General features: G+C 39.7%; 18 protein-coding genes and 2 pseudogenes. 6 read left to right on the top strand and 14 right to left on the bottom strand.

The window, feature by feature from the left end:
* The first annotated feature begins 68 nt into the window (after nucleotides 1-68).
* Nucleotides 69-1013 carry a hypothetical protein gene (locus tag ACM0OX_RS17260; RefSeq protein WP_414516328.1) on the top strand — a complete coding sequence of 315 codons (945 nt, stop codon included), beginning with the start codon at nucleotides 69-71 and terminating at the stop codon, nucleotides 1011-1013.
* A 657-nt stretch (nucleotides 1014-1670) separates the two neighbouring features.
* On the opposite strand, the gene ACM0OX_RS17265 is transcribed toward ACM0OX_RS17260, so the two are convergent.
* Nucleotides 1671-2042 carry a hypothetical protein gene (locus ACM0OX_RS17265; protein WP_335201361.1) on the bottom strand — a complete coding sequence of 124 codons (372 nt, stop codon included), beginning with the start codon at nucleotides 2040-2042 and terminating at the stop codon, nucleotides 1671-1673.
* A 356-nt stretch (nucleotides 2043-2398) separates the two neighbouring features.
* Between ACM0OX_RS17265 and ACM0OX_RS17270 the strand changes: the two genes are divergently transcribed.
* The gene (locus ACM0OX_RS17270) at nucleotides 2399-3556 is read left to right on the top strand and encodes an extracellular solute-binding protein (protein ID WP_414516329.1); all 1158 of its coding nucleotides are present in this window, start codon (nucleotides 2399-2401) and stop codon (nucleotides 3554-3556) included.
* 88 nt (nucleotides 3557-3644) lie between these two features.
* On the opposite strand, the gene ACM0OX_RS17275 is transcribed toward ACM0OX_RS17270, so the two are convergent.
* The 3 genes from ACM0OX_RS17275 to ACM0OX_RS17285 form a co-directional block, all read right to left on the bottom strand.
* Entirely contained in the window at nucleotides 3645-4193 is a 549-nt protein-coding gene (locus ACM0OX_RS17275; RefSeq protein ID WP_414516330.1) for a hypothetical protein, read from the bottom strand.
* A 52-nt stretch (nucleotides 4194-4245) separates the two neighbouring features.
* Entirely contained in the window at nucleotides 4246-5022 is a 777-nt protein-coding gene (locus ACM0OX_RS17280) for a class I SAM-dependent methyltransferase (protein ID WP_414516331.1), read from the bottom strand.
* A gap of 176 nt (nucleotides 5023-5198) precedes the next feature.
* On the bottom strand, nucleotides 5199-5669 hold the full coding sequence (locus tag ACM0OX_RS17285; RefSeq protein WP_414516332.1) for a trypsin-like serine peptidase: 471 nt from the start codon (nucleotides 5667-5669) through the stop codon (nucleotides 5199-5201).
* Between the two features lie 171 nt (nucleotides 5670-5840).
* On the opposite strand from ACM0OX_RS17285, the gene ACM0OX_RS17290 reads away from it, so the two are divergent.
* Entirely contained in the window at nucleotides 5841-6464 is a 624-nt protein-coding gene (locus ACM0OX_RS17290) for a Uma2 family endonuclease (protein ID WP_414516333.1), read from the top strand.
* Here ACM0OX_RS17290 and ACM0OX_RS17295 read toward each other — a convergent pair.
* Nucleotides 6459-9107 (bottom strand): DUF3656 domain-containing U32 family peptidase, encoded by a 2649-nt coding sequence (locus tag ACM0OX_RS17295; protein ID WP_414516334.1) that lies wholly within the window; start codon nucleotides 9105-9107, stop codon nucleotides 6459-6461. The genes ACM0OX_RS17290 and ACM0OX_RS17295 overlap by 6 nt on opposite strands.
* Nucleotides 9108-9349: 242 nt before the next feature.
* Between ACM0OX_RS17295 and ACM0OX_RS17300 the strand changes: the two genes are divergently transcribed.
* The gene (locus ACM0OX_RS17300; protein WP_414516335.1) at nucleotides 9350-9766 is read left to right on the top strand and encodes an element excision factor XisH family protein; all 417 of its coding nucleotides are present in this window, start codon (nucleotides 9350-9352) and stop codon (nucleotides 9764-9766) included.
* A complete protein-coding gene (locus tag ACM0OX_RS17305; RefSeq protein ID WP_414516336.1) occupies nucleotides 9754-10086 on the top strand; it encodes a XisI protein in 333 nt (110 codons plus the stop codon). The genes ACM0OX_RS17300 and ACM0OX_RS17305 overlap by 13 nt, the downstream gene beginning before the upstream one ends.
* A gap of 133 nt (nucleotides 10087-10219) precedes the next feature.
* Here ACM0OX_RS17305 and ACM0OX_RS17310 read toward each other — a convergent pair whose 3' ends face one another.
* Together ACM0OX_RS17310 and ACM0OX_RS17315 are read right to left on the bottom strand one after the other, a co-directional pair.
* Nucleotides 10220-10483: a Txe/YoeB family addiction module toxin gene (locus ACM0OX_RS17310; RefSeq protein WP_334700662.1), complete on the bottom strand. Its 264-nt coding sequence runs from the start codon at nucleotides 10481-10483 to the stop codon at nucleotides 10220-10222.
* On the bottom strand, nucleotides 10464-10715 hold the full coding sequence (locus ACM0OX_RS17315) for a hypothetical protein (RefSeq protein WP_334900981.1): 252 nt from the start codon (nucleotides 10713-10715) through the stop codon (nucleotides 10464-10466). The genes ACM0OX_RS17310 and ACM0OX_RS17315 overlap by 20 nt, the downstream gene beginning before the upstream one ends.
* Nucleotides 10716-10934: 219 nt before the next feature.
* Here ACM0OX_RS17315 and ACM0OX_RS17320 point away from each other — a divergent pair, with 219 nt between their 5' ends.
* Complete coding sequence (locus tag ACM0OX_RS17320) at nucleotides 10935-12332, top strand: hypothetical protein (protein ID WP_414516337.1); 1398 nt, start codon at nucleotides 10935-10937, stop codon at nucleotides 12330-12332.
* 24 nt (nucleotides 12333-12356) lie between these two features.
* Here ACM0OX_RS17320 and ACM0OX_RS17325 read toward each other — a convergent pair.
* From ACM0OX_RS17325 to bchL, 7 genes and pseudogenes are all read right to left on the bottom strand, one after another.
* Nucleotides 12357-12773 (bottom strand): annotated as a pseudogene (locus tag ACM0OX_RS17325) (putative toxin-antitoxin system toxin component, PIN family).
* On the bottom strand, nucleotides 12763-12990 hold the full coding sequence (locus ACM0OX_RS17330) for a hypothetical protein (RefSeq protein ID WP_094328416.1): 228 nt from the start codon (nucleotides 12988-12990) through the stop codon (nucleotides 12763-12765). The pseudogene ACM0OX_RS17325 and the gene ACM0OX_RS17330 overlap by 11 nt, the downstream one beginning before the upstream one ends.
* Nucleotides 12991-13064: 74 nt before the next feature.
* Nucleotides 13065-13223: pseudogene (locus tag ACM0OX_RS17335) on the bottom strand (AbrB family transcriptional regulator); the annotation flags it as partial.
* A 43-nt stretch (nucleotides 13224-13266) separates the two neighbouring features.
* A complete protein-coding gene (locus ACM0OX_RS17340) occupies nucleotides 13267-14181 on the bottom strand; it encodes a nucleotidyl transferase AbiEii/AbiGii toxin family protein (RefSeq protein WP_414516338.1) in 915 nt (304 codons plus the stop codon).
* 162 nt (nucleotides 14182-14343) lie between these two features.
* Nucleotides 14344-15747, bottom strand: a complete 1404-nt coding sequence (locus ACM0OX_RS17345; RefSeq protein ID WP_334835425.1) for a ferredoxin:protochlorophyllide reductase (ATP-dependent) subunit N — start codon at nucleotides 15745-15747, stop codon at nucleotides 14344-14346.
* Nucleotides 15748-15971: 224 nt separating this feature from the next.
* Nucleotides 15972-16763: a DUF5331 domain-containing protein gene (locus ACM0OX_RS17350; protein WP_414516339.1), complete on the bottom strand. Its 792-nt coding sequence runs from the start codon at nucleotides 16761-16763 to the stop codon at nucleotides 15972-15974.
* Nucleotides 16764-16795: 32 nt separating this feature from the next.
* Nucleotides 16796-17662, bottom strand: a complete 867-nt coding sequence (bchL, locus tag ACM0OX_RS17355; protein ID WP_012410753.1) for a ferredoxin:protochlorophyllide reductase (ATP-dependent) iron-sulfur ATP-binding protein — start codon at nucleotides 17660-17662, stop codon at nucleotides 16796-16798.
* Nucleotides 17663-17901: the final 239 nt, after the last annotated feature.

Consider the following 17901-nt stretch of genomic DNA (forward strand, 5'->3'; position numbering starts at 1 on the left):
GTTTATTATCTAATTGGTAAACGCGTAATATTTCTATCTGCTAAAGCGGTTCTGGAGCTACAAATAAAATGACTGTTTTATTAGTTGCCATCCTGTTAGCAATTAACTTAGGTGCTGGATGTTATTTGACTCTAGCTAATCCTCTAAAAGTCTCAGAGCAAACATCAACTAAACTTATTTTTATTATTCGACCAAAAGTATTTTTAGGTGTAGGAATATTTTTTAGTCAATTATTTGTTCTATTTTTATTTGCGACTATTGTATTTACACCTATTACACGGCTTGTCTGCAATCGTTATCCAAACAATATATCTACTTCAAATATTGATTTGAGTGCAGGACAAAATACTTTAACAGTAATGTGTAAGTTAACAAAAAATAATTGGTTAGGTCGAGAACAGAGTCAAACGCTAGTTTCTGAGTTACTAGAGGCTAAATTGGAAACTCAGATTGATACTGATGGTCAGGCTAAGTATTATAAATATAACATTTTACTATTAAATGATAGAGATAGTTTTCCTTTTTCACGCGCAGGATACCCGAAATTGAACCTTGAAGAATTGCAATCAATAGTATTAAGAATTAATGATTTTTTGAAAACCCCTATAGAGAAGAATTTAGAGGTTATGCTTGATGAGACTTTTACTGGTTACATTTCTGTCATGATTACTGTATTCTGTGGAATATTAGCGTTGCTAGTAGCGTCACTAGGTTTATTTATCACTTGTAATTTTGATAAAGAAACAAATACTGTAAAGCTTAGTCGTTACAGGTGGTTTGGAACGTTAGGAAAAACAGTTTTTCAATATTCTTTGAGCGAAATTACTGATGTTAAGCTTGAACGGATTGATACTAGTATAGGTGAATACTTTTTTCGGGTTATTCTAGTACTAGAATCGGGTGATTATCTACCATTAACGCCCAATTATACTTCCAATTATATAAATGGAGATTCTATAGTTAGAGTAACTAAAGATTTTCTGGAACTAAAACATAAAGATAGTACTAGATAAAAGCGTCGGATTGGTAGACTCAGAAAAATATGAGTTCTGAAACAAGCTATGTCTCACATAAGCTTTTGAATAAAATTTGTACCCTCTGTAATTTAATTATTTCATTTTGAGATTTATGTATTTCAACAGCTTTATGACAATCTTTTTTGTTTTGCGTTTACTCTTTTTTTGGCTGCAAATCTTTTAAGAATTTCCGACTTGAAATCTCCGTAAATTTCTGCCGTTTCATCAATTGGGATTGAATCCCTTATTTACAATAGCGGTTGAGTAGGAGCAGGTTGCAAAAAGTCAATTTTTGCGAAAGTTGTCTGGCTTGTCATCAACCAATTTGATAACAAGATGCCAAAAACACTAATGAGAAAAATACAGATTAATAAGAAAATCTTAGTTTTTAAACCAGACAATACCCTAACTACACCAGTCTTAGGGTTGTTTTTTTTGTTTCATAGTGAGGTATAGACTAAAAACCTATGGGTAGATAGATCACACTATTACGTAAAGATATGTAATAGTGTGTTTAACTTTTTTATCAATTTGATGGCTGGATTACTTACTTGCATTTAAGTATATGCTCATAAAACCATCACTCGATATTGAACCTAAAGGTTTGTCTTACCTACCTCAATCTATTTTTTTATTCGTTGAACTCAGGCTAAATTAATGAATTCTCTCTCTAAGTAATTGTTCTTCTAAGGCAGCAATGCGATTGTACGCTGCTGTTAACTGCGCTGTCAGTCGTTGTATTTGAATTTCTGGTGTTATATTATCTCCAGCTTGACGATGCATGTCTAGATAAATGCCATCTGTCAACACATCCTTGTGTTCCATTTCTGGATTTAAATTGTTACGTCCTTTAAACTGGTAGCCTCCAGCTGCGCCATTTTGTTGGCTATTATCCTTTGCTTGTGTATTCGCTAAAGAACACTCTGAGAAAGTTTGAGTGACTTTACTATCAAGCTGCTCAATTACTTGGCACAGGTCATCCAGCTTTTGGCTTAAAGTCAGGATCTGCTGCTGTAATAGCTCCATTTAATACCTTTATTCGTACATTTTCTCTATGTTATTCAATTTACTCTCAACCTTAACGATACTTATGGATTATTTAAGTATTGATAATTTTTGCTGGAAATGTGACATTTAAATCATTACTTCTCAATACAAGTAAGGTTTCACTATAAGTACCACCAAGTAAATTTATGGATAAAAATTAATCTTTAGGTAGGGATTTGACAAAAAATCGCTAATTTGAGCCAAATATTCAAAATTACCCGGATTATCAAGAAAAAATACCGATAATTCTCCAGATCCACTTTTTCAGCTAGTCAGTCACTGGTGAATCTCTGCTTAATATTAGGTATAATCAAAAATCTCAAAATCCAAAATCAATGGATCGACGGTCTTTTTTGCTAGGTACAAGCACACTGGCGCTTTCACAACTGCTTTTTGGCTGTGGTGGAAACAAGCAAACGCAACTAAAAGTACAGTTATTAAAGGGTTCTATACCTGGTCAGGTGGTGAATCAATTCCACAAAGGTTTGCAGCAACAGGTACAGTTAAAGTTTGCTCCAGTTGAGCATATACAGGATTTATTTCACCAATTACAAAATTGGCAGCAGAAACCAAAGACTAGCGATGAGCAGGGATGGAGTCGTTTTATACCCTTTAGGCAAGGTCAAAAAGCCGCTGACACAGACCTAGTGACATTGGGAGATTACTGGCTACAAGCAGCTATTGAACAGAAGTTGATTCAACCACTCCAAGAAGTACAGGGAAACCAATTAAAACAGTGGTCTACTTTAGACGAAAGGTGGAAACAACTGGTAACGCGCAACGACCAGGGTATTTTGGATACTCAAGGGAAGGTGTGGGGTGCGCCTTACCGATGGGGTAGCACGGTAATTGTTTATAACCGTGACAAGTTGCGAAAATTGGGATGGACACCCAAAGATTGGAGTGATTTGTGGCGAGATGGAATGCAGCAGCGTATTTCCCTACTCAATCAACCACGAGAAGTTATTGGTTTGGTCTTAAAAAAGCTAGGCAAATCTTATAATACAGGCAATCTTGACCAAGTACCAGACTTGGAAAAGGAATTACAGATATTAAACCAACAGGTGAAATTTTACAGTTCCAATAACTATTTGGAACCTCTAATTATGGAAGACACTTGGCTAGCAGTTGGTTGGTCAAGCGATGTATTGCCTGTTCTGGGACGTTATCCGCAGCTTGCCGCAGTTATCCCCCAGTCAGGAACAGCAATCTGGGCGGACTTATGGGTACGTCCCGCAGGGATTACTAAGGATAGTTTATCAGATCAATGGATTGATTTTTGTTGGCAAGCAAGCACAGCTAAACAAATTTCGGTGCTGACTAAAACTAATTCGCCAATTTCTACAAATATTTCCGCTTCCGATATCCAAGAACCATTATGGAGTTTGTTAGAGAGCGATCGCAAAGTTTTCGATAAAAGTGAATTTTTACTTCCCTTACCTCCATCAGCAATAAAACAATACGAGTCTTTATTCGCCAAAATTAAGGGTTAATTGGGAATTGGGCAGAAGAGGCAGAGGTGCGGAGGGGCAGAGGGGAAAATGCAACTTCTTTTCCTCTGCTCCCCTGCATCTCCAGTCCCTAAAAAGAACGCTGTAACCCTATCTTGTTATTAATAGTGGTTTGGATACTGCATAAAGCTGGACTTGTACTAAAGTTGCAAGTGTAGGTTGCCAAGGGTTCTTTTTGATAATTAAATACCCGGACGTTGTAACCAAAGTTCCGTGCAGCGCTACCCAAGCGATTTACGAAGTCGTAGCGCTCTACATACTCTAGTAAACTCCAAATTTGCTGATTCACGATCAAGTCTACTCGTGCAGGTTCTTTGCCAGAAGTTGGATATGCTATCCAATTATCTAATAGCTTTTTCTCGGAGTTTTGTTGTGCCCACCATAAGCTGGGAACGGTTAATCGTTCTGGATGAATGGTGGTAGCTGTGATTATATAGTCTTTTGGCTTGGTCAATAAGTCTAGTTCTAAAGGCGCACTAGAAGGTGATGGTATTGAACGAGTTTGCGCTAGTGTGGGCAGTACTAGTAAAGCGGTGAGGGTAATGCTTACTAGTAATGAAAACGATATCTGGCGTTGGCGCAGCCCGCCGCAGGCATCGCACAATTTAGGTATATGCATAACTGATACTAATTCGTAATTCGTAATTCATAATTCGTAATTAGGGCACAATCTAAAGTTTAATGGCAACTATACGAATTCTTCGATAATCTGCTGTCCAAGTTCCTTGTTGATATAGTGTTGGCTTCAGATATTCCTCGACGACGGGAATTATTTGTATTTGTTGCTCAGGTGAAAGTCCGGCTAAGAATGGACTGGCGAACATTTTAATCCAGTTTGCTATGCCAGCTTCTCCTTCTGCTAGGGGAGTTGGGCGACGAAACAGGATAGCATAAATGACATCAAAGCCTTGATGCTCTAAGAGGCTGGCGTATTCACCAATGCTGGGGTAATACCAAGGATTTTCTACTTGTGCTTGAAGGATACCAATGGACTCTAAAGCACTATATAAAGCTGTGGCGATCGCCTTTATATTCCCTTTACCACCAAATTCTGCCACAAAACGACCTCCGGGTTTTAGGGATTTATGGATGGAAGCGATCGCGTTATCTGCTTCTTTCACCCAATGTAGTACAGCGTTGGAAAATACAGCATCCAATGGCTTATCTACTTGAAAGTTTCTAGCATCAGCTACATCAAAACGGATATGGGGATAGTTTTGTCTTGCCTTTTCAATCATCTCAGGTGCATAATCAACTCCCCTTACTTCAGCACCAGCTTGGGCAATTTTTTCTGTTAGTTGTCCCGTACCACAGCCAAGATCCAAAATGGATTCTCCTGGCTGAGGGTTGAGTAATTTCAGTAATTCTTCGCCATATTGCCAGACAAAGGCGTGTTTATCTTCGTAAAGGGAAGTATCCCAATTATTGCTTGTCGAAATATTATTCATAAACTGTAAAATTATAGATTGTTGACTTGCTTATCATTAAGATGTGCTTTAGATTGACGATAGCCTAATGATTATAGAAAAAAAATTATATATTGCAGCTATATATTATTCCTGAAAAGTAAGATTACCGACCTTTTAGATAAGTCGGTAATTGGAGTTTTGCAAATTAGCAGGTGCTATTGTCCATTTAATACTTGCTCAATACGAGAAATTTTTACTGCCAAATTAAACAAAGGTGTTCCATTGGCACGAGTTTTAACTTCCATATTATTGAGAGCTACAATATAAGGCTTTTGATTAATCCAAGCAATGATTGGCCCACCAGAAGAACCGCCCGTAGTGTCACAATCATGCTTCAATAATCCATCTTCTTCTCCAGTAATACTACATCCAGGGTGGACTCCAGCCGTCATACCTGGGCCTGCTTTCAATGCGCTATATTGCGGAGAATTGGGGAAATCACCAGAGTAACCAACGAAAACGTATTTTTCCTTGTCCTTAATGAGAGTCTCAGGGGAAAGTGATTTCCATCCTAAATAACCGTAATCTTCACCAATGGGTTTATCTAGTACGATGAAAGCCCAATCATCATTATAGTTACCATCTTTAAAATCTGTTTCATTCACCTGAATTGACGTTGTTACCAAAATAGATACAAAATTTTGTAAAATCTTCCTGATTACTCGTTTTAGCTTTATCTAGCGAGGTTTTATGTCGATTTAGATCCCCGAATTCTTAAAGAAGTCGGGGATCTAAGGGTCAAGTGAGCAATACCAAGTAATTTGCTAAACTCTAAATCATCATCAGGAGTAAGTGTGATGTTTCAAGCCTTACCAAAAACGATCGCTTTTGAAGAATTCCTCAATTGGAAGCCAGACGGCGGACGCTATGAACTACATGATGGGGTAATTGTTGAAATGCAGCCAGTAGGAGATCATGAAGAGATTAATGGTTTTTTAGCGGGCGAAGTAACTTTAGAGTTCAAACGATTAAAACTCCCATACCTCATACCCAAGCAAGCATTAGTCAAGGTTCCTGACAAAGAATCAGGTTATTCGCCTGATGTGATAGTGATAAATCAAAATAATCTTTCAGCAGAACCGATGTGGAAAAAGTCCTCAACTGTTACTCAAGCTGCATCGGTTCCCCTAGTTATTGAAGTCGTCAGCACTAATTGGAAAGATGATTATGCACATAAGCTGGTTGACTACGAAACTTTTGGCGTTCCTGAATACTGGATTGTTGACTATTTAGCTTTAGGCGGTAGAAGGTATATAGGTAATCCCAAACAACCGACTATTTCGGTTTATTATTTGGTGGATGGTGAGTATCAAGTTAACCTGTTTTGGGGAAATGACCGTATCATATCCCCTACATTCCCAGAATTAAACTTGACTGCCAAACAGATTTTTCAAGCTGGGCGATCGCAAAATCAATTATGAACGCAATGCAGGCACTCCCATAGGGCCACGAGTTACACCTAGCTGATTTTGCAGTTTCAACTCGCGCCAGAGTTGGGAACCTGTAATCTCGCCTTGCAGTAGTTGACTGTAGCAATGTATGGTTTTACTCACTTGTTCTGGTGTTTCATTCACAAACTCGATGCGAAACTGACGTAATCCCAGTTCTATGAGGCGCTGTACATACTCTGCTCCGGTTTGAGCAGTGCCGTTAAATACAGTGTTGCGGCAACCTACATCGGCTTTGAGGACGTGTTCGCTACCAACGCGATCGCGCAATTTGACTTCCTGCTTTTCACAAGGTCGTCCACAGTTAGTGTAGTCTGTACCTGTCGATAGAAAGGCACAAAATACACAATGCTCCATGTGAAACATCGGTATATGCTGATGGATTGTCACCTCAAACCACTGGGGTGGACAACTGGTGAGTAAATCTTGAAGTTGGGTAATATTCAGGTCATAAGATGCCGTCAGCCGTTCTAAACCAAAGTGTTGCTGAAAGTAGTCTGCTGTTAAGGGATTAGCAACGTTGAGCGAAAAATCTCCAATACAACGGTCTGCTGCAAAGAATTGCAATTGGTCATAGTTCCGTATCAGATAGCCATCTGCTTCCGAGGCACGTACTTGCTGCAAAATCCAATTTTCCCCCGGTTTAGTAATTCGGGGTGGTGCAACCCAAATTGTGGGGAGTTGGGAGTTAGGAGTTAGGAGTGCTGAGTTATGAGTTAAAAGTGAAGAATTTTCTACTTTGTTTTGTTGCTGTTGTTGGCGCACCATTTGCACCGCTTCTTGGTAGGCACGTGGGTCTTCAAATTCACAATACAGTGTTTCAATACCAGCTTTGAGAGCGGCTTGCAGTTGCTTGAGATTTCGTACCAAGACTATGAGTGAAGAGGATGTAGCTTTAGCTTCCCGCAGGGTGGGAGATGAGGGGAGTAAATTTTGGAAAGAGACATCAGAATGTAATTGCCAGCGTTTAGGTTGACTTCGCAATTCTTCCAACTGTGCTACGATTTCCCGCCGCATCCGGTTCAACTCACTTACGGGTAGCATAATAGCACCATTGAGGTGGTTAGTTAGTGTTCCTAAACAGAAAGGTGTATTACCGAGACGACCGAATTGTTCTTGTAAACGGTCTGTATCTAAGGGTTTGGTGTGCGCTTCCACCAGAGAAATTGCAGATTCTACCTGTACAATATTACCGAGTTGATCGCGGGCGATCGCAATCAACGCCTGACCAATTTCTCCATAAATCTCCAAGTCAATCGGACGCTGAAATTGGGGGTTCTCGCCTGCAAAACTCTGCCGCACTTGCTTATCAAGTTCTGGATCGCTGGTTTTCCAAATGCGATCGCCTATATGCACTCGGCGCAGGTTCAAGTCATTTCGACCAAAGGTCAGCACACTTTCCTTACCTTTGGAAACCACCCCATAAACTCGGCCACCTTCTTCCTTCGCCTCTGGATGACCGCAGTCAAATACAATTCCATCCCCTGGTTTTACAGGCGCTTCCAATTTGACTGTTACCTCTTCGTTGTGAATGCGGCTGACTTCACCTAAATAAACCCCACGTTTTTTACCAAAGCGGGCGTGAACTAGTTCCTGATTATTAATCCCACCAAACCAGCCTGTGTAGAGTCCGCGAGAAAATGCCATTTCTAGGTTGTAATGTTCTTGATCTGTTGCCCGTTGTTGATTAAGCGGAAGATCCCCCCAACCCCCCTTAACAAGGGCTATGTCCCCCCCTTTTGAAGGGGGGCTAGGGGGGATCTCCTTCATCACTCCATCCAAAGCTTGCCGATAAACACGGGTGACATTAGCAACATACTCTGGAGCTTTCAGACGACCTTCAATCTTGAGACAAGTTACTCCTGATTTCACCAAATCCGGCAAAACATCTAACCCTGCTAGGTCTTGAGGACTGAGTAAATATTTGCGCTCTTTTAAATTTACAACTTCCCCATCGGCGATTAAATCGTAGGGCATCCGGCAAGCTTGGGCACATTCACCTCGGTTAGCAGAACGTCCACCTAAAGCCTCACTAGTCAAACACTGGCCAGAATACGCTACGCACAAAGCACCGTGAACAAAAACTTCTAAGGGCAGCGACGTTTCCTGTTGGGCAATCTGCTGCTGTATTTTATTGATTTCTTTGAGAGAACATTCACGCGCCAGCACCACCAATTGACAACCAAGAGATTTGGCAAATTCCACCCCAGCCGCACTGGTAATCGTCATTTGCGTGGAAGCATGGATGGGAAAATCGGGCGAAAGTTGACGGATGAGACGGCATATACCGATATCTTGAACGATCGCTGCATCCACACCAGATGCAATAATTGTGCGGAGATATTGCTGTGCTTCTGCTAGTTCTTTGGGAAATATGAGTGTGTTGACTGTGACATAACCCTTTACGCCCCGACGGTGCAGGAATGTCATCAATTGGGGTAAGTCCGCCTCAGTAAAGTTTTGTGCCCGCATTCTGGCGTTAAACCGATCCAAACCGAAGTAAATCGCATCTGCCCCATTTTCCACAGCAGCTTTAGCACATTCCCAATTACCTGCTGGCGCGAGTAGTTCAGGACGTTGAAGAGAGAGTTGGGAAAGGGAGCGATCGCTTTTCATTAGATTTAGGGAGGGTTAACTAGCACCATAGTGATTTTATCTAAGTTGGTGGGGGATGGGGCGATCGCTCTTTCATCTGCGGTTCATTCAATCCTCTTCTCCTCTGCATCTGGAGTAAGTAGACAGGCGAGAAGAGACAGAACTATATTAAATTTAGTTAAAAAAAGTTTCGCTAGGTTGTCAGTGTATCAACAAAATGGAAATTCTTAAATCAAGCACCACTATAAATTGGAATTAAACCCGTGTCTGCTAAAGATGCTTTTCATACAGTTGTCAAAACAGCACTTGAGAAAGAAGGGTGGTTAATCACTCATGATCCTTATACTCTCCAGGCGGGAACCCTTGAGCTATATATTGATTTAGGAGCAGAAAAAATTATTGCAGCCGAAAAACAAGGACAAAAAATAGCTGTTGAAATTAAAAGTTTTTTGAGTCCTTCAAAAATTACAGAACTTTATGCTGCATTAGGACAATTTATTATTTATCGAATTGCTTTACAAAAAAAAGAAGCCAATCGCACTTTATATTTAGCCGTTCCTAGTACTGTTTACAATGAGTTTTTTCTACTTCCATTTATCCAATCTGTTATTCAAATTAATCAACTCTGTTTAGTAATTTATAATATTGAACAGGAGGTAATAGACCAATGGCAAAGCTAGACGAATATCGACAATATATTAAGAATTTACTTCAACAACACGCTAGTATTGTTTGGGATAATCGCATTCAAGCACAGATAATTTATGATACAGAACACGATCATTATCAATTAGTTTATGTAGGTTGGCACGAGCAAGACCGTATATATGGGCCTGTTCTGCATCTAGATATTATTGACGAAAAAATCTGGATTCAGCAAGATGGGACAGAGGTAGGGATTGCGAATGAATTGGTCGAATTAGGTGTCCCAAAAGAGGATATTGTTTTAGGTTTTCAGTTGCCATCTGTGCGTAAATATACAGATTTTGCTGTTAGTTAGTTAAAAGGTGATAATTTCAGCCATTTTCTACCAGCTTGCCTTTTACTTATGATTGTATCTGCGATCGCTCTGCATCTTCTGGTTAAAAAGAGCGATCGCTTTAACTAAAATAAGATCCCAGCCTTAATAATCTTTATTGCTCATAATGATATTTGCAAGTCAAAATAATCAATAAATCTTCTTGCACTTTGTAAACTAATCTATGTTCATCTGTGATCCGCCTTGACCAGTAACCTTGTAGTTCATATTTTAATGGTTCTGGCTTTCCTATCCCTGCAAAAGGATCTCTTTGTATATCTCTAATCAGTTCCAATATTTTTTTGAAAATTTTCTTGTCTTCTGTTGCCCACTGACCTAATTGTTCAAAAGCTTCTGGTTCAAAGGTAATTTTTTTCATATTCATCTAAATCTACATAAATTAGGTTTCCTTTTTCTACATTCTCCAAAGCTTTGAGCAGATGTTTTTTATTAACCTCTGATTTTAAAAGATAAGTAGTTTCATCCTCTTCAGTTGATGGTTCAACTAGCACAATAACTTCTACGATTGTTCCTTCTGCTAGTTCGGTTGCTGAAAGTTCAATCTTGCCATCTTTGCCTACAATAGCCTTTTGTTTAATTCCAGTAAACATACATATTTACTCCTATCTTTACTACTTTATTGTAACTGTAGATGAATCAGATGATATTTTGGTGATCGCTTTTCTTTGTTGGCGTGGATGGTTCGTTAAAAAGAGCGATCGCGATTAGACAGAATTGAACTCGCATTAGTATTAGCTGAATTGTTAGACAACATATCAATGGGGGAATACTGAGTAAAGTGTAGATATTTTAGCAATCAAGAGAAGATTATGACTATACCATTGACAGTAACTTTTACACTTGCTAATTGGATTGCCAAAGGGCTGCAAGATGGAACTTTAGTAAGGGTTGGAGGTGTAATTATAAACGCAACAAGCAAACATATTGTTACTTGGTTAAGAGAATCCAATAATTCTCCAATTTCAGCACTAAGTTCTTCCCCTAACAATTTACTCAACCTTGCTTTCTCTGGTGCAAATCTTGTTGCTTCTGGGGCAAATGCTGCTGCTACAAGACAAGGATTAGCTGATGTCAGTGGACGCTTGGGTGGAGTTGAACAAACAAGTTTAGATAATATAGCTGTTTCAGGGGTAAATCTGATTGGAACAGTTGCTAATGCGGCTATTTCTGGGAAAGGCTTCGCCGATGTCAATGGACGTTTAGCTGGGATTGAAAATCAGTTAGGGGAAATTGGGGAGAATCTACAATTCACTCAAGGTTTTTTGCAAGTAACTACTGCTGCTAGCGTACTTAATCTAGGTGTTTCGGTAATGGGGTTTGCTGTAATAGCACAGCGCCTTAATGAGCTAGAAAAACGCCTAAAACAAGCGGAAGAACTATTGAGCAAAGTCAACCGCAAAATAGACCTTAGTTTCTATGCTAATTTTCGTGCTGCAATTGAGTTAGCAATTAATGCCTTTACGATGGTTAAACCTGAAAATCGTAGAAGCAGCGCCTTGCAAGCTATTAATCGTTTCTTAGAAGCAGAGCATATTTATACTGAATATACAGATATCGAAATTGAGCAAAAAAGCCAAATTGCCGATGAGTATTTGTTAACTTTATCTTTAGCTTACCTAGCTGAAGCACGTTGCTATTTAGAATTAGAGGAACATGATACAGCACTTCGCCGCTTCCAAGAAGGGGCTAGAGTTATCCGTTCTCGTATTCAAAAATATGTTGATCTTTTGCTAACTTCTAACCCAGGAGCATATTTACAACCTCAGTTCAAAGATCAGATTGATTTGCGAAGACTAACACGAATTTACCAATGGATTGACCCAACTTTAGATGAGAATGCTGTGTTTGATCTGCAACGGGAGAATTTGTTTAAAATGGCGCAAGACCCTAACAAATGGTTAGATTCGCTACCAGCGGCAATTTTAACTCGCGTTGAGGTTCAAGCCGGTTGGTTTGGGCCGAGTCAGGATGATTTGAAGCAAGAAGCTTATAAACGTCTTCCCCAAGTATTTGAAGTAATGGAATCTATGATTGAAACTAATCGCCGCTTTGAATCTTACCAAACAGAATTGCAAGCCATATCCCAATTAGGAATCAGCTTTCATGACTGGCTTAAATTAACTCCGTCTACAGAAATTAAACCAGAAGGTGCAGAATTAATGTATATAATTCCATCCGAACCTTTAGAGTTACAGCCTTCCATCTGAACTAATTACAGGATTAAATATGAATTAATCAAGGTCAACAAAGTCTCTGAGAGTAATAATCTTGTTTTGATATTCGGCTAGTGTCTTGAGTGATAAAAGGTCTTGATCTCCCGTAATTAAAAATTCTGCATTGGCATCTTTAGCAAGTTCTAAAAATTTGTTGTCATCTGGATCTCTACAGGTGTTTATTTGAGATTTTATTTCTATAAATTAACTGTACTTTTTAATTATGTCCAAAAAATCTTGTCGGTCTTCATCTGAGATATATTTATCGAACTTACGTTTGTAAATTCGTGTGTTTAATTCTTGATAAGTTTCATCGCTTTGAGCAATTTTGAATTCTTTATAGACTTTATCTAAGGCTTTACGGGCTGTTCCATTAGGACTTAGAGCAGCACTAAGTAAAACATTTGTGTCAATGACAATTAGTTTATGACTCATCGGCGAGTAATTCTTCTAGAGTTTCTTCGGTTAATCCTTTAGCTTGAGCATTTCTGCCGATTCTGTCAAAAACACTAAGTAAATCTTCATCTTTATTATTTGAAGAGGTTTTCTTTATTTCTTGAATAAGTTGTTCTTGTTCTTGTGCGGGAAGTTGTAAGACAAGATTAAGAATTTGCTCGAAGGTTAGGGGGAGTTGATAGGTTTTTTGAGTCATGGTGAGTTCTGGAGTTAGGGGATAGAAACTTGTTAGCTTTTTAATCAGGTTTGAGCCAGTTTTCTACTTTTAAATCACGATTCCTCTATACCTTGGCGAATTACATTATCCATATCCTCAAGAGTTTTAGGTTTTACTTGATATTTTAAACAGCCTGCTACATCATCTAATTTAGTTTCTGGAAAAGGTTTCTTAGGCTTTAAAAGAATTCCATCACCCATATCAATAATAATAAATCTCGCTCGTTTACTAATGATGATTACATTTTAAATTCCTTTAATTCATAGATTCAAAGTCAGCAAGAAGCCAATTTATCCCATCCATTATTATTGGAAATTTTTCTTCAGGTATGTTTAACTCATGAAAACATTTATCTCTATATATTTCTTTTTCAGTAAAATTAGTAATGGCTTTAACTAATGGCTTTTTTACTTCGTAGCTTTCTTCAGCTTTAGCGATCGCACCTGCGGGGATTTCGTTATTTACACGCAATATTGCTAAGTCAATCAAATCTCTAGATTGTGTACTTGAATCGTTCCATCGGTCAGCATTAGCCATTAGTTTTGATGTAAATCTATCGCTTATACTCAGACAAGGTATTTTTGTCCATTCTGGATAAACAGGAGAGTCTAAAGTAAAAATCCCATTGGCTACAATTTCTACTTTAATAGTTGTTTGATTGACTACAACAAGGAAACGAATACCATATTGATTTATTGTACTTTCACCTAATTCGATATCTGTTGTACTTTGAAATAATGCTACAATTCCCTCATCGCAAATCAAATTTCTTAAATATCTGTAATTTTCAGTTCCATAAGGGAAGAGGAAATCAATATCTTTACTAAGCCTATATTCATCATATTCTAACGCCAAGAGTGTACCACCGCCAAAGTATGCAGAAGCTTTTTTGAAAACTTCTGGATTGAAAGCATTAAGGATTTTAAGTATATTATTATGATGATCGAGATGAAACATTTCAAAATCCGGTAATATCCAGGAGTTATATTTTTTTGCTAAATAATGAACAAAATCCTTTTCTTCTTGTTTTAAATTTTTGAAGGTAGTTTGATGATGCCAATTGCGTTGATACAATTGAATAATTTCTTTCTCACTCATTTGATATACATTTTTTAGCTGCCAACCAATAGACTCTAGAAATGGTAGCTTTTGTGGATTGAGCTTAAGCATAATTAACTCTAATGGTTAAATTTTCTCTAAGTTATGATTTAGCTATATCTACTTGATTGTAACTATTTTTAGGCGCTCTTCCTTTGCGCCTTTGTGAGACAAAAAAGGCGAACTTTTTGGGTTCGCCTTAATTATATGCTGTTGCTCAATCCAAACCTAAATCTAAATCTTCGCTTCTTCTCTCACCAACTTATCCCAACCCAAATCTTTCAAATTATTATTCCGACGCAACGGACGAGTCACCAACTCTAACATGTCACGCGCATTCGTAAAGCCGTGAATTTGAGCAAAAGTGAACTCTACAGACCACTTTGTATTAATACCGCGTGCTTCCAATGGGTTAGCGTGCGCCATACCAGTAATTACCAAATCTGGTTTCAACTCATAAATTCGCTGAAGTTGATTGTAATTATCCGGCTTCTCTACAATCCTTGGCAGGGGTGAATTCATTTCCTGGCAAGTTTTCTCCAGCAATGCCAACTCAGCAGCTTGATAGCGCTTATCCATGTAGGGAATGCCGATTTCGTGAACTGTCATCCCACAACGGATTAAGAATCTAGCTTGAGAAATTTCCAGCAAGTTATCACCCATGAAGAATACAGACTTACCGCGAATCAGTTTCACGTAATCTTCCAAACCTGCCCAAATTTGTGCTTCCCGTTCATCCAAACCCTTGGGAGTAATACCAAACACCGAGCAGATTTTCTCAATCCAAGCGCGGGTGCCATCGGGGCCAATGGGGAAGGGTGCGCCAATGAGTTTACACTTGCGGCGGCGCATTAAGGTGGTAGCTGTGCGGCTGAGGAAGGGGTTGACACCAGCGACATAATACCCTTCTTCCAGTACTGGCAATTCTGTGAAGCGCTTCGCGGGTAGCCAGCCGGAAACTTTGATGCCTTGTTTTTTCAGTTCCAAGGTTAACTGAGTCACTACGGGGTCGGGAAGAGAGCCAAAAAGAACCAGTGGTGGATGATCTACATACTCAGACTCATCTTGGGCGACATCTTCTTTCTTTTTACCAAAGTTGAGCAATTTAGCGATCGCATTGCGTTCACTCTTCTCTGTTTCCGCCACCGGAGACTTATCAGGACAACGGTTAGCCATAGCAGCTAATACGGTGTCTTCCCCTTGGGTGAAGGCGTAATCTAGACCGTTTGCCCGCGCTACAACGATGGGAATCCCAATTTCAGATTCTAGCTTCGGTGCTAAACCTTCCAAATCTGTTTTGATAATTTCGGTGGTGCAAGTGCCAATCCAGACAATTACACTAGGATTGCGATCGCGTTTAATCTGCAAGCACAACCGCTTTAACTCTTCATAATCACTCAATTGTGCGGAAATATCGCCTTCTTCCAACTCTGCCATTGCATAGCGGGGTTCAGCAAAAATCATCACCCCCATCGCGTTTTGCAGGAAGTAGCCACAAGTTTTTGTCCCAATCACCAAAAAGAAGCTATCTTCAATTTTTTGGTATAACCAAGCCACGCAGCTAATTGGGCAAAAGGTATGGTAATTCCCAGTTTCACATTCAAAGCTTAAAGCTTCTGGTTGTTGAGCGACAGTCATTTTGGTTTTTTCTCCCCTTTATATTTAATGGCAGTTCAACCAATTTCAGATTTTAGATTGATAATTTTGGATTGAAGGCTGAGACAACAAAAGTATCCTCTGTCTAACGACAATTTCCCTAATTCCTTATCCAAAACCGTTCGACTGAGCGACTTGTGCCGAGCGGAGCCGAAGTAAGCCGAAGTCCCAAATCTAAAACTTAAAATTGCGAAGAACGGCAATAATTAAGCGTTGGGGAAGAGGCGGGCAATTTCTGATTCATCAAAAACGCCTGCTGGCAGTTCTTCCCCCAAAAAATCGTTATTTTCTTCAGCCTTTTGTAAAGCTGTTTCATCACCCCAGACATCTGATAACACGTCTTTAAACGCATTCTCATCTAGTGGAGTATCTCCAAGCGCCTCGTCTTCGTCTTCATCCAGCTTTACTTCCGTTGCAGCTGTTGTATCGAAGGCAATTTCCCCAAACTCATCTGCTTCTATAGAGTTTTGGAGAGACTCATCTTTTGAGTTGTGTCCGTTGGTTAAGGAAATATCGCCAAAGCCATTTTCCGTTTCTTCCAACTCGCTGATTCCCAGGCTTTCATCCTCAGAATCCACCATTGCGAACTCTTCAACTACCGCCACCGCCGCAAAGCCATTTGTATGAGCGTGTGTCAATGTTTCATCTTCAGGCTTTTCATCAATGACATCTGCTGCTTCTTCTACGTATTTCTCTACATCTGGGCTGACGACGAAGCGATTACCGAGAGCTAAATCTGGGTCAAAATGCAAATCCAGCACCTCAATTAGGGTATCGGCATCAGGATTAAGTTTGGCAAAGGGCAGCATTAACTGCGCTAGCTTTGGCTCTAGGGCGTTAAGAACTCCCAGGATGAGGTAAGAAGGTGGTCGCTTCCCGCCATCAGGGGTGTACACCGATTCCACTTCCATGTGGAGGGTAATCCAGTCTCGATTATTCTGGAAAAATTGCAACCACTTTTGCTTTATTGAATCTGTAAAGCTGTGAAAGAATGCCATGTTATTGTCCCCCATCCTGAGAACTTGGTGATTTATACAATCATCAAGTCTAGTTCCTCTTCTGAATTAGGAACCTGGGGTTTACCCGGATTTAGATAAAAATCGGATAACAAAGAGAACAACTCCCGATCTGGTGTGTCGTTAGGTACAACACCTTCGGGACGCGCCAGAATTTGGTCGGCGATGTTGAGATAGTAGTCGCAAACGTAGTCTAGGGAAGGATCTTGCTCTGCCATTTCAAACAAAGTCTTACCTTTCACACGGGAAACACGGATATCTTCAATTAAAGGTAAAACTTCTAGAACTGGCATGGGCACTGCTTCTATATATTTTTCAATCAAGTCGCGCTTGGAGGTGCGATTGCCAATTAACCCGGCTAAACGCAGTGGGTGAGTTCGGGCTTTTTCGCGGACTGAAGCAGCAATCCGATTGGCAGCAAATAAAGCATCAAAGCCGTTGTCTGTAACGATCAGGCAGTAATCTGCATAGTTGAGTGGTGCTGCAAAACCACCACAAACTACGTCACCGAGAACGTCAAAAAGAATTACATCGTATTCATCAAAGGCGTTGAGTTCTTTAAGTAATTTTACGGTTTCACCGACTACGTAGCCGCCACATCCAGCACCCGCAGGTGGGCCACCAGCTTCTACGCAATCAACACCGCCGTAGCCTTTATAAATTACATCTTCCGGCCAGACATCTTCGTAGTGATAGTCCTTTTCTTGGAGGGTGTCGATAATTGTCGGAATCAAAAACCCAGTCAGGGTGAAGGTGCTGTCATGTTTTGGGTCGCAACCAATTTGCAGCACTTTCTTGCCACGTTTAGCTAGGGCGACGGATATATTACAGCTAGTTGTGGATTTACCGATACCACCTTTTCCGTAGACTGCTAGTTTCACTGTTGTTTCCCTCTTATAGCTTCTTGTCAAACTTGTGGCTCAAACATTTGCCTTCACCTTTCCTGAGATGGCGATGCGTGAGGTCTGTTGATGTCATTATTGGGCAAATTACCTAGAAAAGAAAGTGGCTCCTAATCTTTAAAACGGTCTTATCCGATGAATTAAAGCTTAATTATGTTTATTTGGATTCTAATGACCTTAAAAGCCGTATTTAGCTAAAAAATATATCTATAAAAAGT

Source organism: Nostoc sp. PCC 9305, assembly GCF_963920915.1.
GTDB lineage: Bacteria > Cyanobacteriota > Cyanobacteriia > Cyanobacteriales > Nostocaceae > Nostoc.